This is a genomic window from Desertivirga brevis (genome assembly GCF_017355835.1).
The window spans coordinates 1-25303 of record NZ_JAFEWF010000004.1; the positions used below are offsets into that span (position 1 = coordinate 1).

General features: G+C 40.3%; 13 protein-coding genes and 1 rRNA gene. 12 read left to right on the top strand and 2 right to left on the bottom strand.

What is annotated here, in order from left to right; all coding sequences use genetic code 11:
• Window positions 1-6 precede the first annotated feature (6 nt).
• The 8 genes from rrf to J4N25_RS12180 all read left to right on the top strand — a co-directional run bounded on the left by rrf (window position 7) and on the right by J4N25_RS12180 (window position 13146).
• A 5S ribosomal RNA gene (gene rrf / locus J4N25_RS12145) occupies window positions 7-118 on the top strand.
• Window positions 119-449: 331 nt separating this feature from the next.
• Window positions 450-2891, top strand: a complete 2442-nt coding sequence (locus J4N25_RS12150) for a TonB-dependent receptor (protein ID WP_207422485.1) — start codon at window positions 450-452, stop codon at window positions 2889-2891.
• A gap of 1083 nt (window positions 2892-3974) precedes the next feature.
• Entirely contained in the window at window positions 3975-4955 is a 981-nt protein-coding gene (locus tag J4N25_RS12155; RefSeq protein ID WP_207422486.1) for a sterol desaturase family protein, read from the top strand.
• Window positions 4956-5034: 79 nt separating this feature from the next.
• The gene (locus tag J4N25_RS12160; protein ID WP_207422487.1) at window positions 5035-8217 is read left to right on the top strand and encodes a SusC/RagA family TonB-linked outer membrane protein; all 3183 of its coding nucleotides are present in this window, start codon (window positions 5035-5037) and stop codon (window positions 8215-8217) included.
• Window positions 8218-8300: 83 nt separating this feature from the next.
• A complete protein-coding gene (locus J4N25_RS12165; protein WP_207422488.1) occupies window positions 8301-9899 on the top strand; it encodes a RagB/SusD family nutrient uptake outer membrane protein in 1599 nt (532 codons plus the stop codon).
• 60 nt (window positions 9900-9959) lie between these two features.
• On the top strand, window positions 9960-10376 hold the full coding sequence (locus tag J4N25_RS12170) for a rhodanese-like domain-containing protein (RefSeq protein ID WP_207422489.1): 417 nt from the start codon (window positions 9960-9962) through the stop codon (window positions 10374-10376).
• A gap of 68 nt (window positions 10377-10444) precedes the next feature.
• Window positions 10445-11215 carry a thioredoxin domain-containing protein gene (locus tag J4N25_RS12175; protein WP_242695885.1) on the top strand — a complete coding sequence of 257 codons (771 nt, stop codon included), beginning with the start codon at window positions 10445-10447 and terminating at the stop codon, window positions 11213-11215.
• 32 nt (window positions 11216-11247) lie between these two features.
• Window positions 11248-13146, top strand: coding sequence for an arylsulfatase (locus J4N25_RS12180; protein WP_369410856.1), 1899 nt, complete (start codon window positions 11248-11250; stop codon window positions 13144-13146).
• A gap of 211 nt (window positions 13147-13357) precedes the next feature.
• Here the strand turns inward: J4N25_RS12180 and J4N25_RS12185 are convergent, their stop codons facing one another.
• Together J4N25_RS12185 and J4N25_RS12190 are read right to left on the bottom strand one after the other, a co-directional pair.
• Entirely contained in the window at window positions 13358-13543 is a 186-nt protein-coding gene (locus J4N25_RS12185) for a hypothetical protein (RefSeq protein ID WP_207422490.1), read from the bottom strand.
• Between the two features lie 308 nt (window positions 13544-13851).
• Complete coding sequence (locus J4N25_RS12190; RefSeq protein WP_207422491.1) at window positions 13852-18012, bottom strand: hybrid sensor histidine kinase/response regulator transcription factor; 4161 nt, start codon at window positions 18010-18012, stop codon at window positions 13852-13854.
• Between the two features lie 227 nt (window positions 18013-18239).
• On the opposite strand from J4N25_RS12190, the gene J4N25_RS12195 reads away from it, so the two are divergent.
• The 4 genes from J4N25_RS12195 to J4N25_RS12210 all read left to right on the top strand — a co-directional run bounded on the left by J4N25_RS12195 (window position 18240) and on the right by J4N25_RS12210 (window position 25284).
• Window positions 18240-21239, top strand: coding sequence for a SusC/RagA family TonB-linked outer membrane protein (locus J4N25_RS12195; RefSeq protein WP_207422492.1), 3000 nt, complete (start codon window positions 18240-18242; stop codon window positions 21237-21239).
• Window positions 21240-21271: 32 nt separating this feature from the next.
• A complete protein-coding gene (locus tag J4N25_RS12200) occupies window positions 21272-22885 on the top strand; it encodes a RagB/SusD family nutrient uptake outer membrane protein (RefSeq protein WP_207422493.1) in 1614 nt (537 codons plus the stop codon).
• 18 nt (window positions 22886-22903) lie between these two features.
• Window positions 22904-24046, top strand: a complete 1143-nt coding sequence (locus J4N25_RS12205; protein ID WP_207422494.1) for a SusE domain-containing protein — start codon at window positions 22904-22906, stop codon at window positions 24044-24046.
• 182 nt (window positions 24047-24228) lie between these two features.
• Window positions 24229-25284 (top strand): glycoside hydrolase family 53 protein, encoded by a 1056-nt coding sequence (locus tag J4N25_RS12210; RefSeq protein ID WP_207422495.1) that lies wholly within the window; start codon window positions 24229-24231, stop codon window positions 25282-25284.
• The last annotated feature ends 19 nt before the right edge of the window (window positions 25285-25303 follow it).

A 25303-nucleotide genomic window follows, 5' to 3' on the forward strand; every position in this document is an offset into this window, starting at 1 on the left:
CCTTCTTCAGGTGCCTATATCGGCGGTGTCCACCTCTTCCCATTCCGAACAGAGAAGTTAAGCCCGCCAGAGCCAATGGTACTGCAGTAAAATGTGGGAGAGTAGGTCGGTGCCAACTTTTATTCAATAGCCCTTCAGGAAACTGATAGGGCTTTTTTGCTTTTTAAGCATTTCCATGCGATGTCTCCTTCTTTTTCTTTCTTAACTAAATCTTTAGATAAAACTAGCCTTATCATAACATCAAAAACTTACTTTTAGAACTGGTCACTAATCGAAATTCATGTCCCAACACACCAAGATTGATGAAATCACCTGTTTTTCTTCTCTAAGCTATTTAGCCTATAAAAATTATAGGAAATATTATAAATTTGAGCCTTTCCATGGAAAGAACAAAATTCCTCATACCCTGGTGATACTTTTCTTTCTGTAGCTTTAATATATCCGTCAATATGCGATCTAATTTTTTACTTATTCTTTTTATTGCTTTTATATCAAAAGGTTTTAGTCAATCCCTGTCCGGAACGGTAACAGATACTGAGAGACAAGCAATCGAATTTGCGACTGTTTCACTTTTAAACGCGGGAGATAGTACTCTTGTAACCGGTACTGTATCAGATATTAAAGGTAGATTTCATTTGAGACAGCTGCAGGAAGGAAGTTATGTTCTATCCATAAAGTTCCTCGGCTATAATGCAAGCAGGACTCTGGTACAGGTTCGTAACGGACAGAACCTAAATGTAGGGATGATCCAGCTGAAAGCCAATGCAAAAGCATTGAATGAAGTAACTATAACAGGAACGAAAGCAGAAACCAGCCATAAAATTGATAAGCAGGTTTACAGTGCAGGACAGTTTCAATCGAGCCTGGGAGGAACAGCACTTGATGTAGTTAAAAATACCCCATCTGTTTCTGTTAACGCAGAAGGTGATATATCCCTGAGAGGTTCAACTGGTTTACTTGTGCTTTTGAATGGAAAACCAGTGCAGGCTAGCCCAAAAGAAATTTTGAATCAGTTACCTGCTAATACAATTGAAAATATAGAGGTCGTTACCGCTCCTTCGGCTAAGTATGATCCCGACGGCAAATCTGGAATTATTAATATCGTCACTAAAAAAGGTACCGCAAATGTTTCATCATTCAGTGCCAGTACTCAGGGAGGTTTCCCTTCAGTACAATCCTATAACAATCTTCATGCTCCCCAACGATACGGTGCGGATGCCATAGCAAACGTAAGAAGAGACAAATGGGATCTTGCTTTATCTGGTAGTTATTTAAGGAACGATTTGGCTGGCCGGAGAGTTGGAGATGTGAATACGACAATTGATAATATATATACCTCTTTTCCGTCAGTAGGGGAGAGGAGCTTTAAACGTTATGGTCATACTGTTCGTGCATCGATCGGGTATACTCCTAACAAAAACAATACATTTTCTATTGGTTTTTATAACGGCAGGAAAACACAATACAGGAGAGCTGACATCCTATATAATAACACTAAAACTGATTTAAATACCGGCAATACTGTAGGAAGATTTACTTATTTTAACTCTAATCTTGTTAGGAAAATTGGTGATTTCAGCTTGGCCAATATAGACTTCACCCATACCTTTGCTAATCAATCCTCCCTTTCATTATCTGGATTATATGAGTATGGAAAAGTTGATTCACGTACTGAGAATTTGAACCAAGCCTATCCAAATAGCAGTCAGACCATTCAAAATGTTCGCAACAATGGAAGGAATCCGCTGGATGCATTTCGCTTAAAAGCTGATTATGCTATTAATATCGGTAAAGGTAAATTGGAAACCGGGTATCAATACCGTTTGCAGGAGCAAAATGGTGTATTCCTTTATGAAGATCAAAACCTCAGTTCCGGCGATTATCTTGTTGTTCCGGAGTTTAGCAGCAATGCTGATTTGAAAAATGAAATCCACTCTCTTTATAGTCAATACTCAGGGAAGGCAAATAAGCTGGATTATGTTGCCGGACTTCGATACGAATATGCTACAAGGGTGTTTACTGGAAAAGAACCTGATCCTTACAATCTAGAATTATCGAATTTTTTCCCTTCCCTTAATTTGTTATATTCAGTTCAAAACACCCTGAAGTTAAAGGCTGGTTATAGTAAACGGGTTCAGAGATCAACGAATAATGAATTAAATCCTTACCCAGAAAGGGAACATTCTGAAACTCTGGAACAAGGGGATCCCAAAATTCGTCCTGAATTTGTAGGGCTTGCAGAGCTAGGTTTGATAAAGGACTTTAGGAAAGGATCTGTTTCATTAACGCTTTACAATCAAAATATACGAAATGTAATTAACCGTGTTAACAGCGTATATAACGATACGATCTTAAATCGCATTTTTACTAATGCAGGTAAAGCAAATTTATGGGGCGCTGAATTGGGAACTAATTTTAAGCCTGTTAAGTGGTATCAATTTTATATTGGTGCTAATATATATGACTACACCCTTAAGGGCTCGTTATTTAATAATGAGGTGAGCGTGAATTCTTCTAGCTGGGTATATTCGATTAATACCAATTCAAACATCCAACTTAATAAAAATACCAGCTTCCAGTGGAACGTTAACTACCTCTCAGAGCGAGTTACTGCCCAGGGAAAAGACTCAAGGTATGTTATACCTAATGCTTCTTTAAGAAAGAATTTCTGGAAAGGAAAGGCGTCAGCAACTATACAATGGCAAAATATTGATCTGGGTATTTTTAATACGAATGAACAAAGAATCACCACCTGGGGGCGTAATTTTTATACAACTACCAATTATATTCAGGAAAAAGATCTATTGCTGCTGAATCTTAGTATTAATTTAAACCAACTGGCTAAGAAGTTAAAGTTGCCATCCAGCGAGTTCGGAGAGCGGGAATTTTAAGACAACGTTTTTTATTTTATAATTGTTCATCCGTAGGACCTTGTTGTTCTACGGCTTTTTTGCTTAAAGGTCAATCCTTCCCGTAGGGGAATTTCTTAACTATCTGTTCAATCTTGTTCTCTAGGAGCGTCAAAGGAGGGATATATAGTCTATATAAAATATTATCCTATAAAATCTATAGATTAATTGACTTTGTTAATTTTATCTCTATATTTGTAGTAGAGTTCTAGAGGATAGTGCAGTTGGATGTGTTGTTAGAATTTGTTGGATGGTTTAAACAAATTAGCAATGAAACATTTGTCCTTAAGTATCAGAAATTCAAGTTTATCTCTTTCCTTGAAGCATCGTACAACTTCAACCCCCTGTTGTTGCAGCTGTTGAGTTGCAGTGATCAACCAAGTCTTTCTAAAAGCTATAGTTTAAGATAAGAAAGGCAGGAGATGATCCCGCCTTCCGAATGAAATCAGCACGTAACGCCAATCACTCACTGATTTACATTCTGCGTTTTTATTAACAAATGGGTCATTAACAAAAACAAACAAATATATGGAAAATTTTTCCGCTTCCAGGGCACCGAAGGGTGATCGTTACAGAGAAAGCCAGGCCTGGCTCGTTTCTCAAAATTGCAATTTCCTATATAACCAAAAGGTCTGTTGTTGTTAGTTTGAAAAATTCTGCTTCTCAGGAGCGATGACTAATACTGCACCGGCTGCATCATGCTGCTTGTAGTAAAATTCTATTGGACACTTTTAATCTTACATCTATGACAATTTCAGATTTTATACTTATTGGTAAAAAGATCCTTGTGGGAGTTATTGTAACAGCAGTGCCACTACTTATTCTTCTTGGAGGTTTATACCTGGTTCAGGAATTACTAAAATAATTACAAAGCAAAATGAAAACTCCAAAAAGCACTTTGCAGAAGATATTTAGGAACGCAGTTCTAAGTCTGTTTATTTATGCCTTACCAGTAATATTAATGTTTATTACTTTTTCCATTAAAGGTGAAAAACCCTGGCTAAAGAAAGAGCAAAAGAAAGAAACTTTTACCAAGCAAAAACACAAAGATCAATAAGAACTACTATGATAAAATTTATAGAAGAGATTTTCAGAAATCTTAATACCTGGGGCTTAACAGCCTTAACCTTTATTCTCGGCTTTGCAGAGTTTTCTCTAGGGCTTTACGGGAAAAAATGGAACAAGAACGAGAAGTTTTTAGACATAGCTTCTTATACAGTACCTAAGCTTATAGTAGGGCCAGCCGTAGCCTACTTCGGTCTAAAATTTCTACCTCAGGCATTTCCTGAGGCAAAAGGTACACTTAGTTGGATCCCTTTTACTTTTGGTGCTTTAATTATCGCAATTGCTGATGATTTAACGCAGTACTGGTATCACAGATTACATCATGAAATTCCATGGCTATGGCGGTTTCACCGTACTCATCATTCTGCCCCTTACATGGGAATGGCCATGGCTAGCAGACAAAACATATGGTATACCTTCTTTTTTTCACAAACATACGTAACTACAATACTAGTGTATTTAGGATTGGGATACCCTGCGCTATTTGTTAAAGCAATAAAATCCTTAATCACAAAACTGGCGCATTCAAGTATTCCCTGGGATAAGCCTTTTTATCAAATTAAATGGCTACATCCTGTTGCCTGGGTATTAGAAAGAACCATTTCTACACCAGCAACCCATCATGCACATCATGCAGATGTTACGGACGACGGGGTAGGCTATTACAAGGGGAATTTCGGAAACATGTTCTTCTTATGGGATATCATATTCAGGACGGCACATATATCCAGACAATATCCAAGCTCATATGGGATATCGCATTATGAGGCGGATGAATGGTACGCTCAGCTTTTCTGGCCTGTATTAAAATCGAAAGTCGAGGGTAGTGAATTGGCTGCAGACGGACCCGTTGTGAGGGAAGATATTCCAAAGCATTTCACAGATGAAGAGAACGAGCACCAGAGAAATGATGAAGCGGTATTACAACCTTCTCTTGTTGCTGCAACGCTCAGTAGTCACTCCGTTCTCTCATCTGACTAGAAGCCGAGAATAATATCATAGAAATTCAATAACTAGTTCCTGCAAAAGCACGGAACAGCCTTCTAAACACATTTAAGTAATGAAAACTAATAGCCAAAAGCTATCTGGGATTGCTCGTCCCTATACTAAGGGTTTTTTATCCGATCTAAAAGATATAAAATTACCCTTTTTTAATCGTAAGCCGGTATTTACGCTATTCACAACCGCGGTGCTAGGTTTTTCACTTAGCATAAGTCCTCGGATTACCCAAGCTCAGGAGACAAAACCTCTAATTCAATCCAACCTGGTAGGTACTATTTTCGATGCAAAAACAAAGGAACCGTTAATTGGGGTAACAATTCAGATTAAAGGAACTACTCATACCGCCAATACCAACGTTCAGGGTAAATTTACTTTCGTTACTGGACAGAAGTTCCCTTATACGCTCGTAATTTCTTATATAGGTTATGAAAAACAGGAAGTAGTGGTGACTGGAAGTCCAGTTACCGTACTATTGAAAGAGTCGGCCAACCAGCTAAGCGATGTGGTAGTTGTTGGCTACGGAACCCAAAGAAGAAAGGATGTAACCGGTTCAGTATCTTCTGTGAAGCTGGACGATGTTAGAAGTCTCCCGGTAAGTTCTCCAGAGCGATTGTTGCAAGGAACGATACCTGGAATTCAGGTTACCCAAACGTCTGGGCAGCCAGGGGGTGGTGTTAGTGTTCAAATCCGAGGAAATAACTCGATTACCGCAGGGAGCGATCCTCTTTACGTAATAGACGGTTTTCCTATTAATAACGATTATTCTGTTGCCGACGCCGGAGTCACGAACGGCTCAAAGATCAACCCTATGTCGTTCATCAACTCAGCAGACATTGAATCTATAGATGTTTTGAAAGATGCTTCAGGAACTGCTATTTATGGGTCTCGTGGTGCAAATGGCGTTGTTATTATTACTACCAAGACAGGTAAACCAAGCAAACCATCCATCAACTACGATACGTACTATGGCGAGCAAAAGGTTATTCGTACCTTACCCTTATTAAATGCCGCTCAATGGTGGGATCTAAGAAAGGATGCAGCAAGAAACTCCGGGAAAAATGTAGTTGTACCTGTGACGAGTGGTTATAGCCTAGATACCACAGGAATTGGTACTGATTGGCAAGACGCAGCCTTCCGCCAAGCTCCTTATCAAAGTCATAACTTATCCATATTATCAGGATCAGAAAGAACAAGGTTTGCTATTTCAGGGAACTATTTCAAACAGGACGGAGTTTTAGAAAATACCGATTTCGTCCGTTACTCAGGTAGGGTTAATGTTGATCATGAGTATAATAAGCGTTTAAGGATCTTCTCCAGTATTATTGCTAGTAATACGAAGGCTCAGGTTGCGCCGGCAAATATTGTGGGTAACCTTGTATTAACTCCTCCCTCGCTACCTATCTATAAGGAAGACGGTACGTTTGTAGTATTAAGTCCGTTTGAATCTGCCCTGCAGAATCCGATCAACTCCCTCTACAACCAAATAAACGAAACACGTACTAATCGTCTTCTCGGTAATTTTTCAGGAGAGTATACGCTTGCAAAAGGCCTGAAGGCGAAAGTCTTATTTGGTATAGATGTGATTGATAACAAGCAAAATAGGTATTTGCCCATTTCAACAGGTGAAGGACAGGCTGCCAGTGGAATTGCAACCGTAGGTACTTTATTTACCAATTCATGGCTCAACGAGAATACCCTTACTTACGACAAAGAGTTTGGTAAGAAACACCGTGTGAATGCTTTGGCAGGTTTCACGGCTCAGGAATCTAATTCGAAAGGAGCTATTGCCGAAGGTGCAGGCTTTGCAACGGATGACTATACTTATAACAATCTTGGTACAGGGGTTACTCAAAGAGCAGCTTCGTCCAGTGCTCTGAAATGGGCACTAGCTTCTTATTTAGGTAGAATTAATTATTCTTTCGATGGTAAATACCTTGCTACCATTACTCTAAGGGCAGATGGTTCCTCCCGTTTTGGGGAAGGAAATAAGTGGGGTTATTTTCCATCAGCAGCATTAGGCTGGAATGTAACCAGCGAGCGGTTCGCCAAGAAGTGGGAAGATATTAATCAGCTGAAATTAAGAGTTAGTGCCGGGTATACGGGTAACCAGAGTATTCCACCGTACTCGGCTCTTGGTCAGATCGCTTATTACCGCTATAATTTCTCCAACACAACCGTGTCTGGTTTTGCTCCTGCAAATGTTGAGAATGGTCAGTTGGGTTGGGAAAAAACATTACAGTTTGATGGAGGCATTGATCTTGGTTTATTTAGTAATCGTATTGCAATTACAGCAGATTATTATTATAAGAAGACAACCGACTTGTTGTTAAGCCGGACTGTTCCAGGAACTTCGGGCCTTTCAGATCCAGGTAATAGTCAGGCCTCGGTGGTGTACCAGAACATAGGTGCAGTATCTAATAAAGGATTCGAGCTGTCAGTTTCCACTAAAAACCTAACCAGGGGATTCAAATGGAATACAACCCTGATTTACTCAGTAAACAGGAATGAGATTTTAAGTTTAGGAGATGGGGTGGATCAATACATCCCTTCTATCAGTGTACCGTCAATTGCTAAAGTTGGCTATCCTCTGGGTTCATTTATCGTTTATCAAGCGGATGGTGTTATCCAACCAGGTGATGTTCCTTTAACTCCTCAGGCAAACAAAGCTGCAGGGGGCCAGAAATATAAAGACCTTAACGGAGATGGCCAGATCACTCAGGCGGATGACCGCATTATCATCAAAAATCAACCCGGTTTTCTTGGCGGTTTGACCAATACATTCAGTTGCAAAGGGTTTGACCTCAACGTGTTCTTCCAGGCGAGCATTGGAGGGAAATTATACAATCAAAATCGTGCAAACCTGGAACTCGGTACAGGATACGTGAACGGATCGACCGACCTAATGAACAGATGGACTCCAACTAATACCAATACTGAGGTTAAAGCTGCTTATCAGGATCCTGCGATCACCATTTCCGACCGGTTTATTGAAGATGCATCTTATGTAAGGTTAAAAAACGCTTCACTCGGTTATAATTTGCCAAAACGTTTTGCAGCAAAGATTAGAACCCAAAACGTGAGACTCTATCTATCAGGGCAGAATCTTTTTACCTGGACTGATTATACAGGATTTGATCCCGAAGCTAGTGTGAACGGACAGAGCTTAATAAATCGGGGTATTGATAACAGTGTATATCCAAATAACAAGTCGCTACAATTAGGATTATCCCTGAGCTTGTAAAGATTGGTCTGCGATCAATTTGAGTAATGAGTGTCGCTTATTTTCTCAAATCTTATGTCTCACATCTAATTTCTAAAACAACAATGAAAATTTTAAAATACGCTATATTATCTTTTGCTGTTTTATCTTCTGTATCATGCAAGAAGTTTCTAACGGAAGATCCGGAGGGAATTTTAACCACCGACCAGTATTATAAAACTCAGGCAGATGCCGTAAATGGAATAAATGCCATATATTTTTCTCTGAATCAAGGTGGAAGTACGCTTCAAACTCCATACAATACCCTCTTTAATACGGGAATGAACATGGCCGATGATGATGAGGATCCAGGTCCAGGAGCAACGAATCCGGATGTTCGCTCCTTATCAGTGCAGGCTCACTCTTCAACCAATCTTCGTGTATATGAAATATGGCAACAGCATTATGCTACTATTCGAAGGGCGAACATCGCCATAGCAAAAATTCCTACGATTGAGTTCGACGCGAATCTTAAAGGACGATTAATTGGAGAAGCTAAATTTTTAAGGGGACTATACTATTTTAATTTGGTACGGTTATTTGGGGATATTCCTTTAATTACAGAACCTCAGGATTTCATTAGGGCCTCCGACTATGCTATAGCTAAATCGCCTTCGACGGCAGTTTATCTTCAGATAGAGAAGGATTTAATTGAAGCAGGTGACGCACTTCCTGTTTCTTACACTTCTCCTAACGTTGGTCGTGCTACTAAGGGTGCAGCGAAGGCTTTATTAGCTAAAGTATATCTTACCAAAGCCTCCTTACCCTTGAATATCACATCTCATTATGCTGATGCTGTAAGAGTTGCAGAAGAGGTTCTGTCTCCCACCGACGGGGGGACTGGTAACTTCGGGTACGACCTCTTTGATAATTATGCTGATGCTTTCTTGCCTGCTACAAAAAACGGGAAAGAGCACATTTTCTCTGCGCAATTTAAGTCGAACTCCCAATCTCAGGGAAATAACGAAAATCCACGTGCTATCATGAGTAATATTCCCGGTCTTACGGGTATTTATGCTCATATGACTCGCTTTTATACTGTTGGTACTGATAAGTTTTACAGTATCTTTAAATTGTATCAACCGAACGATAAGCGCCGGGATGTAACATTTGTCACTCGTTATACAAGTCCTTCCAACGGAAACTTCTATTCCCTAGGTATTGATGGTAAAGCTTATACCTACAAATCAACAGACCCTGCACCAACCGTTGAACTTGTTCCATTCTTCAATAAGTTCTGGGATCCGAATTCAACGGCAATTACGTCTGAGTCATCAGCTAACGTACCTATTATCCGGTATTCTGATCTATTACTGATTCATGCAGAAGCTGAGAATGAACTAAACGGCCCAACAACAAAGGCATTCAAGTCGCTTAACAGAGTAAGAAAAAGAGCAGGTTTACCTGACCTCAGTCTTACTACCACCCCAGATAAAAATACATTTCGGGAGGCGGTGTACTTGGACCGCCGTCTGGAACTGGTCTACGAATATCAGCGCTGGTTCGACCTTATCCGTCAGAAAGATGCTAATGGGAATTCAACTTTCGTAGCGAATCTTCATATGGTTGGCAAAACCAATGCAAGGGAAAAACATCGATTGTATCCTATTCCACAATCAGAAATTGACAATAATCCTTTGCTTACACAAAACCCTGGCTGGTAGTAAACTAAATCTAAATACCAGGTTGGAAAACTCGTTCCGCCTGCATAAAATAGGAGTATTATGAAAGTTGTCAAACTATTAATTGTGTTGCTATCTGTTTCGGCATTCGCATTTGCCCAAACCTCGCATCGGACTTATAATCAGAAAAGCCCTTATACGATTGAAGTAGATCAAACAAACCGCAAGGAAATACTGAGAGAACTTGAAGAAGGAAAGGCTTTTCTGATCGATGTGCGGACACCTGAAGAATACCGTGAAAAACATCTTAGAAATGCCCGGAACATTGATTTCAGGTCAAAAGATTTTGCGGCTAAAATAGGGCAGCTTGATAAAAGTAAAAAAGTATACCTCTATTGTCGCTCTGGCAATAGAAGTGGTCAGGCAAGAGATTCTCTAATCAGTTTAGGCTATTCCTACAGCTATAATATCGGAGCGCTGGATAGTATAGTCGACAAAGGATTTCCAGTAGCCAGGTAAACCTTAAAGCTACGTTTGATCGCTAGGGAAATTGTATGAGTTCAACTATTTCTTTAAAGACTAACAATATGATATTTAAGAAAATCAATCACATTACCATGAAAAAGACAAAAACTTTAATCCTTCTGGCTTTACTAGCAGTAGCTGGAGCAAATGCGCAAACAAGTTCACAAGAACTGCCGCTAACTTTATCGGAAGTGGCTATAAAGGCAAAATCAGATGGTGCACAGATTATTGATGCGAGAACACCAGAAGAGTTTTCTCAAAATCATTTAAAAGGAGCTGTGAACATAAATGCAGCTATTTCCGGCTACGAAAAAGACTTAGAAAAGCTTTCTAAAGAAAAATCAACAATAGTGTACTCTATTGCTAATGGCCGTAGTGTTTCTCTCGCAAAGGAATTAAGACAAAAAGGATTCAAAGAAGTGTTGGTATTGCCTGGAGGTATTAGCAATTGGATCGGGGCAGGTTACCCAATAGTGAATAATACGAAGAAGGGGGTAGCTATCAATTCTGATCAATTTAATACTCTTACAGCTTCTTCTGACCTGGTTCTGGTAGACTTCGGTTCTAAATATTGTGGTGCCTGCAGGAAGCTAGTCCCTGTTCTAGACTCTCTTGAAAAGCAGCAGGGATTTGCAGCGAGGGTGCTGAAGATCGAAGCATACGACAATACCGAGCTCCTGAAGAATCTAAAGGTGAGTCAGCTACCCACCCTTGTACTTTATAAAAATGGAAAAGAAGTTTGGAAGAAACCAGGGCAGTCTACCACAAGCGAAATTGGTAAGGTGGTTGATTCCTATCAAAGGAAATCCGGAGTAGCAAACGCAGGTAAATAGCAACGAATTCTCAACTCTCAATATCAAATACAGTGAAAAGATTAATTACATTAACCACATTAGCAGCAGGCTTAAGTACATCCCAAGTCTTTGCTCAAAACATTTCCCAACAACAGGAGCCTTTTAAAGGAGTTGTTGGGCGAACCCTGGCAGAATCAAAAGAGAACTGGGTTGAACCAATTAAGGCACCTGCGGGGGCACCAAACATTTTATGGATCCTGTTGGATGACGTTGGGTTCGGTGGAACGAGCACATTTGGCGGACTTATAAATACTCCTACGTTTGATGAGTTGGCCAACAACGGCCTTCGTTTTACCAACTTCCATACTACCGCGATTTGTGCGCCTACCCGGGCGGCATTATTGACAGGGCGTAATTCATCATCAGTACATATGAGCGGTTTTGCGCATACCCGTATGTCTGCCGGATTCCCAGGTTGGGACGGCCGAATCCCTTCTGATAAGGGAACTGCGGCGGAAATCCTTCGTGAAAGTGGCTACAACACATTTGCTGTTGGAAAATATGGACTAACTCCTGATGAGGACGCGACAGATGCAGGGCCGTTCGACCGCTGGCCTTCAGGAAAAGGATTTGACCATTTCTTCGGATTCCTGGGCTCTGCTACCGATCAATACAAGCCGGATCTGGTTGAAGATAATGCTCACGTAACTCCTGATGGCCGTCACTTAAACGATCAGATCACCGATAAAGCTATCAGCTACATAAAACGCCAGCAGGCTGCTAAATCAGGAAAGCCTTTCTTTCTTTATTATGCTCCTGGAGCCACACATTCCCCTCACCAGGTTCCGGATCAATGGAGAGATCTCTATAAAGGGAAATTCGACAAGGGCTGGGATGTCTTCCGTCAGGAGATCTTTGCTAATCAGAAAAAGAAGGGTATTATCCCCGCTAATACTATCCTTCCAGACCGTAACCCTAATATTCCGGCATGGGATAAGTTAAACGACAAGCAGAAAAAAGTGTACGCTCGCTTTATGGAGGTATACGCCGCATACCTTACCTATACAGATCATGAGGTAGGGCGTTTAACCGGATATTTGAAAGAGGCTGGATTATTAGAGAATACCTTGGTGTTCGTTATTATTGGTGATAATGGTGCAAGTAAAGAGGGAACGCCGAACGGAGTAATTAATAAAGGTTATACTTCAGTTGCCAATAACTCGACAGCACCTGCAAAGCCCTTAACGGAAGTGGAGTTATTGGAGTACAATTTCGCTAATATCAATAAGATAGGCACTCCAGAAAATACTGTAGGTAATTATCCTTTAGGCTGGGCTCAAGCCTTAAACACTCCTTTTAAAGCCTGGAAACAAGATGCCAATTCAGAAGGAGGAACACGGAATCCTCTAATAGTACACTATCCAAAAGGAATTAAGGACAAAGGAACTCTCCGTACGCAATATAGCCACCTTATTGATGTGCTACCTACAACGCTCGAGTATATTGGCCTTAAAAATCCAGATTATATTCGTGGCATCAAGCAGGATACCCTGCAGGGAACATCTTTGGTGTATACTTTCGATAATCCAAAAGCTGCAAGCCGTCACTCTATCCAGCATTACTATATTTTCGGAGCCCGTTCAATTTATAAAGACGGTTGGAAAGCAGGATTGTCTTACAATAGAAATGGAATTTTAGGAACTCCTGATCCTAAAAAAGCCACTATCCAGAAATATGGTGAAGGTACCTGGGAGCTATATAACCTGAACGAAGATTTTAACGAGCGTATAGACCTGGCGAAGAAGTATCCTCAAAAGTTGGAGGAGCTTAAAGCTTTATTTGATGTACAGGCTAAGAAATACAATTTATATCCGTATATCACCTGGGATGATGTAGTGAATAAAAGGATCCATCAAAAGCAACAGGAGCAGGCAAGCAATACAAGTATTGTAAAAGGAAATAACAAATAGATCTTTCTAACAGATTACAAAAGACAGCCTGCTAGGGAATTCCTGATCCATCCTCATTTCAGGAAACGTAACGCCAATCTTCTACTTAGCAGGATTTTGCACCTTTGAGCTGCCGGTATCTCATTATTACTGGCACTCAAGGTGTCTTTCGCTCTAACGTATACCTCCCAGAATCCTGACATCAGCATTCTTAAAAGCACAAGTATGCTAATTATTCCTGTCCTTCCAACTGATAAATATCGTATTTTTTCAATGGGATCTTTTGAAGTTCATCCGCTGTGTTTATCCAAACCAGCTTTTTTTTAAGGTCTACGTCTACCACCATTGCAACTATTCCACTCCAAAGTATTAGGTCTTGTATTTTCGGAATGCGGGTATCGATTTTTATTAAGCTCATTAAACTATTGTGCGTGCCTGCAAAATTATAAAGATGTGGAAACATATAAAACTGCACGAACAAATAGTTTAACCAAAGAAAAAGAAAATATTATGTATACAAGTTAATGCTGCTTGAAGATTCGATGCTTTATAAGAAAACGTGTTCTCTATTACACAAAAAAGCCCTGATACTATGAGAGCACCAGGGCAACCTAAACCTTATCACAATTTGATGTTATAACGCGTATAACCTTGGATTGTTGTAGAAATTTTTAAAATTTCTATTATTATTTACTGTTATTTTTTTTAGCTCTGATAATCAGTTGTTTATTGTCGCTTAATGTCGTTAAGAAATTGCGACGGTGTTTTCCCAAACTCCTTCTTAAAAGCTTTTGTAAAGTATGATTGAGTTTGGATACCAACGCGAAAAATCACATCTGAAAGGGGAACATCTTCATGGGTCATAATTTCTATCGCTTTCCGTAGTCTAATTGTTCTCACGAATTCACCTATAGATTGGCCAGTTATCGACTTGATCTTCTGATAAAGCTTCGTCCGGCTCATCCCAATCTCTTTACACAGGAACTCGATATCAAGATCAGGATTAATTAATTGTGATTCAATGATCAAAAGAAGCTTATCTAAAAATTCTTTATCTTTCGATGTGTGTACAAGTTCTCTTACTTCAGCATGCCTATCTTGGGTATAATGCTCCTTCAATTTCTGTCTTTGAGAGAACAAGTTCTTTAAGGTGAGTTTAAGGAGTTGAATGCTGATGGGCTTCGTAAAATAGTAATCCGCGCCTGACTCTACCCCTTCAATTTCGGATTGAAGAGTATTTTTTGCCGTAAGCATCATAAAAGGAATATGGCTTATCTCCATTTCATTTTTTACCAGCTTACAGAATTTAATACCGTCCATATCGGGCATCATCACATCGCTGATAATCAGATCAGGAGAAACTTCTTTCGCTTTTAATAAACCTTCTCGACCATTTTTCGCTTCACTTATCTGGTATAAATCAATAAGACTGTCTTTCAAAAAGTTTCTAAGCTCCTCGTTGTCATCAACCAATAACAAATGTTTGGTTTGATCTTCCTGCTTAATTGGTTCACCAGGCAATCTTATTGCTTCAACAAGGTAATTATCTTCTTTAAATTGTAAGCTCTCTAGTTTAACCTCAGGTTCATCGTTTTGAATTGTTTTCTTTTCATCTGCCTTATAATCTGTTGCCGATGAAGGGATCGCAACTATAATTTCGGTTCCCTGATGTCTTTCACTTGAAACGAAGATCTCACCCTTATGAAGGAAGGTTAAACTCTTTACGAAGGCCAAACCAACGCCCGAGCCAAGATGAGCATCTGCAATACGGTAATATCGTTGAAATAGATGTTGAATTGAATCTCTTGATATACCTATACCAGTATCAACAACACTAATATAAATGTACTCTCTTGCTTGAACATTGTTTTTCAAAATGTGAGTATTATGGTACTTAGGATTGAAAGTTGGCATCTGATCGAAAGTTCGAATTTCTATAGAACCTCCATCTGCGGTGTACTTGAAGGAATTATTGATAAGATTTAAAAGGATTTTTTCCAATACCTGCCGGTCAAACAGAATATCTCTATTTATAGAGGTCTGAATGGTATACGTGATATTTCTTTCGGCTGCTGTGTTTTCAAAGTCTTCTGCAATTTCGGCTATAAATGCATCGAGATTACCTAGACTAGCTTTTAGTCGCAGCGCACCTGATTCAATTTTCCTGAAGTCCATAAGCTCGTTGATCAGCCCCATTAGCCGGTTTGCATTTTTGTACATCACCTTATAATATTGTTTGAATCCACCGGTAGGATCGGGTTGCAGAAGCTTTTCCAAAGGACCAATGATTAAAGAAAGAGGAGTACGAAACTCGTGAGAGATATTAGTAAAAAACTGAAGCTGAACCTGCTGCATCTCTTCCCGCTTCTTCTCTTCCAGCTCTTTCAATTCCTGTAGCCTTCTAAAACTGAGATATTTATAGGCAGCAGTGAGAAGTAATGCAATAATTAATAAGCGGAACCACCAGGTTTCCCAGAAAGGTGGCTTAATAACCACTCTCAAATATGCTCCCTTAGTGTTCCAGACTCCGTCATTATTTGAGGCAATAACTCTAAACGTGTAGGAGCCAGGGTCAAGATTTGTATAGGTAGCCGTATGCTTACTCCCTACGTAGTTCCAATCATCATCAAACCCTTCCATTTTATAGGCATACTGGTTCTTGTCTGGTGATATATAGTTAAGGGCAGCAAATTCGAAGGAGAAAACAGATTGATCGTAAGTAAGGCGCAGCTCTTTGGTTTCGCTTATGTGTTCCTGTAGTGGAGAGGTTTCAGCACCTATAGCTACAGGTTTATTCGCTAATTGGAAATCAGTTAAAATAACGGGAGGAATCTGCCTGTTGAAGTTGATTTTAGCTGGATGAAATATGTTTAAACCTTTATAACCTGAAAAATACAAATTCCCATTAAGGTCAATTGAACAGGCATTCATAAGAAATTCACTGCCCTGCAATCCATCTTTTACGCTGAAATTCCGAAATTCTTCCTTTTCGGGATTGAAGCAGGACAGCCCTTTATTAGTGCCCAGCCACAAATTCCCATAGGTGTCTTCGATAATACTCTTAATCACGTCGTTAGGCAGCCCGTCTTTCTGCGTATAAACACTGAAGGTTCCTTTTCTCCGGTCCATCAGATTCAATCCGTTTGATGTTCCTACCCAGAAACGGCCTTTTTTATCTTCGAAAATACTGATAACAGTATTGTGACTGATTGATTTTAAGTCGCCTTTTTTATGGATATGATGATTGAAACTGTTTGTTCGAGGATTGTATTGTTCCAGTCCTCCGCCATCAGTGCCTATCCAAATTCTCCCTTGCCTATCCTCGAAAATGGTATAAACAAGGTCATTATTTAAACTCTTTGAATCTGCAGGTCTATGTCGGTAATTGCTGAAATCTTTTGTCTTGTAATTAAAGCGACTAATTCCCATGTTCCAACCTCCACACCATACATTCTTATGCCTGTCAACAAGCACGGTGTTAAGTTCGTGACCTCCAATTGAATTCTTCTTTCCATTCTGGGGAAGATAGTGAGTGAATTTTTCAGTACGTTTATCAAAGAATGCCATGCCGCCACGTCTGACAGCAAGAACAAGGGTGTCTTTATTGAATTCTTTTATAAAATAAATACCTACTTCGAACCGGCTTATGTTTGGATTGGGGTAGTATACGAAGTTAAAAGTTTTTGGATCTAGGCTATAGAGTCCGTTTTCTACAACTCCCATCCAGATTATTCCCTGTTTATCTCTGGAAATTGATTCGACTCCAGGAAATGAAGCTTGAGGGAACTTGTTAAACAAAGGAAACTTGAGTAGGGCAGGGCTATAAAAGTTTACTCCACCTGCCCATGTTCCGATCCAGATATTGCCCTGGTTGTCTTTGAAAAGAGAGTGTAAAGAATCATGATTTAAACTTTGAGGATCTGTTTTATCTGGCTGGTAGGTAGTAAACTCATATGTCCTCGTATCAAAAATGCACAATCCGCCATTTTCAGTACCCACCCAAAGAACACCTGATGAGCTCTCAACAATACTTCTTACATCGTTGTGGGGAAGACTATTAGTTGTGGTAGGTTGTAGGGCGAATTTAGGATCAGCTTTAAATGTTTTCATTGATCCATCCGTCCTGTTAAATAAAGCAAGTCCTCCTTCACTCATTCCAACCCATATTCTGCCCTGGGAATCTTCAAATAACTCATGAATTACCGGGCTTTGGATACTTCTTGGATTTCCTGGCCTTGCTTTGAAGTACTTAGTCTTCCTGGTCTTTAACTCGATTTGGTATAAACCATTCTCTGCACCCACCCACAAAAAACCTTGCTTATCTAGCAAGAGCTTATTCACCTCACCGATATCAATTTTTTCTGGAGACCTGTAATTAGTCCATCTACTAAATCTTCTGTTCTTTGTGTCGAAAGAATATAGACCTTTATTGGTGCCCAAAAGCAAGTTTCCATTTTGCTCCTCTACAATATCCCTAACCTCAGTGAGACTTTTGCCCGGACTAAAGTGCTGAAACTTCTCCGTCTTCGGCAGGAACAAGTTTAATCCATCTGCCGTGGCCACCCATAAATTGCCTTGTTTGTCGACGTAAATATCATTTATCAGGTTTTCACTGATACTTGTAGTATCTTCTAATTTATTTCTGAAAATCTTGATCTTTGTTCCATCGTACCGGTTTAAACCGTCTCGTGTCCCAAACCAGACAAAACCTCTTTTATCCTGGCAAATACTTTCGACAGTGTTATTTGATAAACCATCGTCAGTAGTAAGATGCTGAAACTTGAGTCGCGCTCTTTGTTTCTGTGCGCTCAATGGAGGCAAGTCAAAAAGCAAGGCTAGCAATAGTATAAAAAAGACCTGAAGTATATGGTTTATTCTATATGGCATTAATGATGGACAGTAAAAGAGAATGAGAGCAATTTATAAAAAAATGCAGCGTCGACAGGGAATGATGGTGAAAAAAACGCTTAGTAGGATCTGAAATGTACTTAAAGACTAAAGTTTTGAACGATTGAACAAATCAAAAAGCATCTTAAAGTAGTCCTTTGTATAGCGTCGCCGATTTGAAAAGCGACGGGTACTAACCATAAGAAAACTAATTAAAAATCTTATTTATGCACAGCACTACAAGTTACTTTAGAAGCTATTGGCTTCTTTTGATACTTATCCTAAATGCCGTTTCTTTTCGCTCTATTGCCCAGGGAACAGTTACTATTACTGGTATTGTAACCTCTGCCGGTGATAATGGAACTTTACCCGGAGTTTCAGTAAAAGTTAAAGGGGCAAGTACTGGAGCAACCACCAATGAGAAAGGAGTATTCTCTTTACGCGTGCCTAATCTTCAGGCTACACTTGTTTTTAGTTACATTGGGTTTAAGCAAAAAGAGGTAAGCCTTGGAGGTAGAAGCTCTGTTAACGTTGCCCTGGAAGAAGAATCCAAATCTCTTAATGAAGTAGTAATTGTAGGATACGGAACTACCCGCAAAAAAGACTTAACGGGGTCGGTGGCTGTAGTAGGGGCAAGGGATTTTCAAAAAGGAAACATGACATCCCCTGAGCAATTGATTGCAGGAAAAGTTCCAGGTGTTGCAATTACATCCAATAGCGGTCAGCCGGGTGCTGGAAGTACTATCCGGATCCGCGGGGGATCTTCCCTTAATGCCAGCAATGATCCCTTGATTGTTATTGATGGCGTTCCAGTAGAAAGTTCTTCGGTTTCGGGCGCATCAAATCCCCTGAGCTTCATAAATCCAAATGACATTGAGTCGTTTACCGTGCTAAAGGATGCTTCAGCTTCTGCTATATATGGAGCAAGGGCTTCAAATGGGGTTATCATCATCACCACTAAAAAAGGTTCTAGTGATAAGTTAAGGCTGACCTTTAATAGCGTGAACTCGGTGTCAAATGTTTTCAGATACATTAATGTTCTATCTGGCGATCAAGTCAGAGAGATTGTAAATGCCAGCGATAAAACGGCCTTGAAGGCGAGACTGGGAACAGAAAATACAGACTGGCAGAAGGAGATTTATCAGACTGCTTTTGGTTCTGATAATACCCTGGGTTTCTCAGGAGGTGTTAAAAATCTTCCCTACCGTTTATCTATCGGCTACCAAAACCAAAGTGGGGTATTAAAGACCGACAACCTTCAGAAAACTACTTTGGCCCTGAACCTGAACCCTTCATTTTTTGATAAGCATCTTACTGTGAATGTAAGTCTTAAAGGAAGTGCTCAGAGAGCCCGTTTTGCCAATACTGCTGCTATTGGGGGAGCCGTAAGCTTTGACCCGACACAACCAGTTACAACTAATAGCCCCCGTTTCGGTGGCTACTTTGAACATTTGGATCCCACACAACAAACCGGCTTGTATAATTTGCAAGGACGCAACCCTGTAGGGCTTCTTTACCAAAGAGAAGATATAGGTAAACCACTTAGAAGTATAGGTAATATCCAGCTGGATTATAAGTTTCATTTCCTTCCTGAACTTCGTCTGAATGTAAATGCAGGTTATGACCTAGCCAAAGGCAAGGGAACAGTATTCGTAACGGATAGTGCCGCCGCTGAATACGTTCTTAATGGAGCGGGTGGTTTGAATAACAGGTACCAGCAAAATAGGACGAACACTGTCCTGGAAGCGTATTTGAACTATGCTAAAGATATAAGATCTATCAAAAGCAGGGTTGACGTAACAGCAGGTTATTCTTATAATGACTTCAAGACCAAGGTGTTTAATTTTGCGAATTATAATGCTAGAGGAGAAAAGTACGCTAACTCTGATCCTGCATTCCCTTACGATATTCCTCAATACCGATTGATCTCAGTTTTCGGTCGTGCTAATTATACTTTTAATGATAAGTATTTACTGACAGTAACTGTTCGTCGTGACGGCTCTTCCAGGTTTGGGGAGAATAATAAATATGGTGTTTTCCCTTCTGTGGCGGCTGCCTGGACTATGAAGAATGAACCATTCCTGAAAAATGTAGATGCTATTTCTACACTTAAACTGCGCTTCGGGTATGGAGTTACCGGACAGCAAGAGGGTATAGCTAATTATGGGTACATGGCTGCTTATAGTCTTAGTCAGAATACCACTACCTACCAATTTGGAAATACCTATTACCAAATGTACAGACCTGGTGGCTATGTAGCGAATATTAAATGGGAAGAGACAGCAACCAGCAACGTAGCAGTCGACTATGGATTCCTGAACAACCGCATAAACGGTAGTATCGAATATTATTATAAAAAGACTAAGGACCTGTTAGCTGCGGCACCGCAGGCAGCTGGAACTAATTTTTCTGCTGTTGCCACTCAAAATATCGGTAACATGGAAAATCGCGGTGTGGAGTTTAGTATTAGCGCTCAGCCCATTAGAAGCAAGAATTTAACCTGGGATGCATCTTTCAACGTTACTTATAATAAAAATAAGATAACTAATCTTACACTTGTCCCAAATGATCCTAACTATTTTGGAGCACCTGTTGGAGGTATAACCAGTGGGGTAGGAGGACAGACATCTCAGCTTAACCCGGTGGGTGGCACAAGGAATACTTTCTACTTATTCCGGCAACTATACGATGCTTTAGGAAAACCACTGGATGGGGTTTTCGAAGATTTAAATGGCGATGGTGTAATTAGTCTCGATGACAGGTACTTAAGTAAGATTGCGGTGCCTGAATATTTCCTCGGTTATACTAATAATATAAGCTATAAAAAATGGAGTACAGGATTTGTACTAAGAGCCAATCTTGGAAATTACTTATACAACAACAACTATAGTGCTACGGGTACTTTCAATCAAATAACTGGATCTGCAGTAGTTTATAATGCTTCAGCTAACTATCTGGCAACAGGTTTCAGAGGAAGTGATTTCCAGGTACTAAGTGATTATTACCTTCAAAACGCGTCCTTCCTGAAAATGGATAACTTCAATATATCTTATAACGCTGGAAAGATATTTCCAAATGGAGGTAATCTTCAGTTAAGCGGAATTATCCAGAATGTATTTACGATAACCAAATACAAGGGACTTGATCCGGAAGTAAATGGAGGAGTAGATAATAGTCTTTATCCACGTCCACGCACCTTTTCAATCGGACTGAACCTAACTTATTAAGCAACTGATAAGAAAAATTAAAAGGAAATTACATGAACCGCTATAAAAATATTTTCACTATTGCCTTAGTGTCATTGGCGATGGCTTCCTGCTCCAAGTTAGATCTAACACCAACTAACGATCTGGTAGCAGAGGATGTTTATGCAACACCCCAGGGATATAAACAAGCATTAGCAAAAGTGTATGGAGCTTTTGCATTAACAGGTAACGCTACTACAGGTAGTCAGGATATTCCGGCAAGTATTATCCGGGATGAAGGGAATTCTGATTTCCTTCGCTTATATTGGAACTTACAGGAGCTAACTACTGACGAGGCTGCCTGGTCATGGCCTGGAGACGCCGGGGTTCAAGGACTGCATGAAATGAGATGGTCGTCTATCAATGCTATCGCAAATGGCTTATACTATCGATCATTCTTCCAGATCACGCTTGCAAATGATTTCATTAGACAAGCGTCTGACGCAAATATTTCCCAAAGAGGGATTAGCGGAGCGGAGGCTGATGAATTAAAGAATTTCAGGGCTGAAGCAAGATTTTTAAGGGCTTATCAGTACTGGATATTGATGGATCTTTACGCTAATCCTCCTTTTGTAACAGAGACTGATGAGGTAGGTTCAGGAAAGCTTCCACAACAAATTCAGAGAAAGGACTTGTTCGCTTATATAGAGTCTGAATTAAAAGATCTTGAGAATTTACTTCCGGCCCCCAGAACCAACGAATACGGAAGGGCAGACAGGGCAGCTGCATGGGCGCTGTTGGCCCGCCTATACTTAAATGCTGAAGTATATACAGGAACAGGCCGTTATACAGATGCTATTACTTACGCAAAAAAGATCATTGATGCTGGCTATACGCTACATCCCAAATACAGGGAATTAACGATCGCCGATAATCATCTCAATACGGATGAAAATATCTTCACCATCACGTACGATGGTACCTATACCCAGAATTACGGAGGTACAACATATCTGATGCATGGTCCCGCTAATGTTCCTGCTGATGTTACAGGTTCAAGTGGAGACTGGGGTGGTCTGCGTTTTACAGAAAACTTTGTAAATCTTTTCGCGGATAAAACAGGGAATACAGATAAAAGAGCTCAGTTCTATACAGGAACTGCAAGCAGACCGCAAACCCTGGAAATGACTGAGATCTATTTGAGCACTGCTGGTTATTCAAGTACCAAGTACAGAAATTATACAAGGACCGGTGCTCCCGCCCCACATATTGATCCTAAAAAGGATTTTGCTGATATTGATTTCCCTGTGTTCCGTCTTGGTGAAATTTACCTGATCTATGCAGAAGCGGTTTTACGTGGCGGAAATGGAGGAAGTACTGGTACAGCATTATCTTACATTAATGCTTTAAGAACAAGAGCCTATGAGGGTAGTACTGCGGGAAATATTGGTGCCTCTCAATTGACGCTTGACTTCATCCTTGACGAGAGAGGCCGGGAGCTTTACTACGAGGCCCACAGAAGAACTGACCTGGTACGATTCAACAGGTTTACTACTAGTGCTTACTTATGGGCCTGGAAAGGTGGGGTAAGAAATGGAGCTGCGGTTTCTGATAAATACAACATTTTCCCGCTGCCTCCAACCGACTTGTCTTCCAACCCAAATCTTAAACAGAATAAAGACTACTAATCAATAAGCCCTCATAAAATGAAAAAATCATTAAGCGCGGTTTTACTTATGATATTGTTTTCGTGCCTATTTATTGGATGCGAAAAGGACATAGAACAGAAAGTCCTGTTAAGTCCCACTAATGTTCCAGGCTTTACAACTAGCACTCAAAGCCTGGTACTTTCCACAACTAATGATAATTCAAAAGTTGTTACTTTCAAATTCAATAAACCTGATTATGGAGTGAGGGTAGTGCCCTCATTTACCTTGCAATTTGATGTTCCATCAGATACAACCGGGTCGAATGCCTGGGCTAAAGCAGTAGAGGTAAAATTGAGTGGCGACAGTACTGAAAAGTCATATACAGGTAAAGAGTTTAACTCGCTACTGGTAAATCAATTAAAGCTCCCTACCGGAACGCAGAGTACATTAGTTGTTCGACTAAAATCAGACATAAATCAACCATCAGGAGATGCGAGTCCTGTTAAGCCTGTGTACTCTGTTGTTACTATGGCAGTAACACCTTACAAGGTGGAGATCATTTATCCGGCCCTAATGGTGGTTAACGGAGACGGTTGGGCTACACCAATAGAGAGAACAAATGGATTTGTGCTGACTTCAAGTGGATTTAATAATAAATACGAAGGGTATCTTTATTTGCCCAACGCCAATGGATGGGGAGGAGATGGCTTCAAACTGAAGTCTACTGTTACAGGAAAAGTATACGGTTGGGGATCAGCAACTACTATCGCAGAAGGAGCTACTGGTAATCTTTGGTTAAGTCCGGCACCTAATTACGTAAAGGTTAATGTTGATCTGGAAACCAACAGCTTATCTTTTACTCCGGTAAGGTTTTATATCACCGGAGATAACAATAGTTGGAGTACTACCGCCACTCCTATGACCTATGACAATGTTACTAAGAAATGGGTAGCACGTAACGTTTCCTTAACTGCAGGCAACAAGTTCGCGTTTACGGCTAACGGCGGATGGGATATAACCTATAAGGTTAATAAAACAAATCAGCTTCAATTTGCTGGTGCACCGGTGTGGGATAATGGTCCCGACCCTAACTCCAAGGATGATGATAGTGTGAATATTACCGCACCAAGTACAGGTGTATTTACGATCACTCTTGATTTAAGTCAAGGTGATGGAAAATATACCTATTCAATAGAATAAAATTTTCATCAACGAACCTTTGAAACAGAGGAAGAAAGTAGACTGAAGGTTCTTCTTGGCTCCTTTAGACAATTAGGCTTTCAAGAAAAAAAACGTTTGGTTAGTTAGCTCAGAGAGGCGCTTGCTGGTGCGGCGCCTCAAAAGAGTTTTCGGGGCCATATCAAATATTAAATCTACAGCTGATGCTAAAAATTAATTTATTCAAGTCACTAACAGCGTTGCTGATCCTGGCAATCTCCACCACTGCTTGCAAGAAGGACAGCGCCTCTATTGTAGAGGAAAAAGAAGAGGTTCCTGCGAGTCCGGTGGGAGGCTTTGCCAAAGGCGCAGATGTTAGCTGGATAACCGAAATGGAGACTTCGGGAGTTAAGTTCTATAACAACAGTGGTAGCCAGCAGGATTTGCTGCAAATTCTAAAAGCTAAAGGAATGAATACAATTCGTTTGAGGGTTTGGGTTAATCCTACCGACGGATGGTGTAATAAAGCAGATGTGCTAACTAAAGCCCAGCGTGCAAAAAACATGGGATTCAGGATCTTGATTGACTTCCATTACAGCGACTCTTGGGCAGATCCTGGGAAGCAGCCAAAACCTGCAGCCTGGGCAGGTCAGAACATTTCAGCCTTAAAAACTTCTGTTTATAATCATACTGTTGATGTGCTTACCTCACTTAAAAATAGCAGTATCGTGCCTGAATGGGTACAGGTTGGTAATGAAACTAATAATGGCATGTTGTGGGATGAAGGAAAGGCTTCTGTAAGTATGAAGAATTTTGCAGACTTGGTAAACAGTGGCTATAGCGGCGTTAAGGCAGTTTTCCCATCAGCAAAGGTAATTGTCCATATTTCAAATGGCTACGACAATAGCTTATACCGCTGGATGTTCGATGGACTGAAAAATAACGGGGCACAGTGGGACGTGATTGGTATGTCTATGTATCCGGAAGTTGCAGACTGGCAAGTAAAAAATTTGCAGTGCTTAAGCAATATGAATGATATGATCAGCCGGTACGGTAAAGAGGTGATGATTGTAGAGGTAGGGATGCCTGCATCGGAAGGAAACATAGCCAGAGCATTTATATCAGATTTAATAACGAAAGTAAATTCACTGCCAGACAGTAAAGGACTAGGGGTACTCTACTGGGAACCGCAGGCTTATAATAGCTGGAAGGGATACAAGCTCGGGGCATTCGATGATAGCGGCAAACCTACCGCTGCCCTTGATGCATTTTTAAATTAGGTTGATTAAATTGGTTCAG

Excerpts from the sequence above, each read along its gene's own strand:
- J4N25_RS12205 (WP_207422494.1), top strand. The coding sequence starts at position 22,904 with ATGAAAAAATCATTAAGCGCGGTTTTACTTATGATATTGTTTTCGTGC.
- J4N25_RS12150 (WP_207422485.1), top strand. The coding sequence starts at position 450 with ATGCGATCTAATTTTTTACTTATTCTTTTTATTGCTTTTATATCAAAA.
- J4N25_RS12185 (WP_207422490.1), bottom strand. The coding sequence starts at position 13,543 with ATGAGCTTAATAAAAATCGATACCCGCATTCCGAAAATACAAGACCTA.
- J4N25_RS12155 (WP_207422486.1), top strand. The coding sequence starts at position 3,975 with ATGATAAAATTTATAGAAGAGATTTTCAGAAATCTTAATACCTGGGGC.
- J4N25_RS12175 (WP_242695885.1), top strand. The coding sequence starts at position 10,445 with ATGATATTTAAGAAAATCAATCACATTACCATGAAAAAGACAAAAACT.
- J4N25_RS12200 (WP_207422493.1), top strand. The coding sequence starts at position 21,272 with ATGAACCGCTATAAAAATATTTTCACTATTGCCTTAGTGTCATTGGCG.
- J4N25_RS12170 (WP_207422489.1), top strand. The coding sequence starts at position 9,960 with ATGAAAGTTGTCAAACTATTAATTGTGTTGCTATCTGTTTCGGCATTC.
- J4N25_RS12165 (WP_207422488.1), top strand. The coding sequence starts at position 8,301 with ATGAAAATTTTAAAATACGCTATATTATCTTTTGCTGTTTTATCTTCT.
- J4N25_RS12195 (WP_207422492.1), top strand. The coding sequence starts at position 18,240 with ATGCACAGCACTACAAGTTACTTTAGAAGCTATTGGCTTCTTTTGATA.
- J4N25_RS12160 (WP_207422487.1), top strand. The coding sequence starts at position 5,035 with ATGAAAACTAATAGCCAAAAGCTATCTGGGATTGCTCGTCCCTATACT.
- J4N25_RS12190 (WP_207422491.1), bottom strand. The coding sequence starts at position 18,012 with ATGCCATATAGAATAAACCATATACTTCAGGTCTTTTTTATACTATTG.
- J4N25_RS12210 (WP_207422495.1), top strand. The coding sequence starts at position 24,229 with ATGCTAAAAATTAATTTATTCAAGTCACTAACAGCGTTGCTGATCCTG.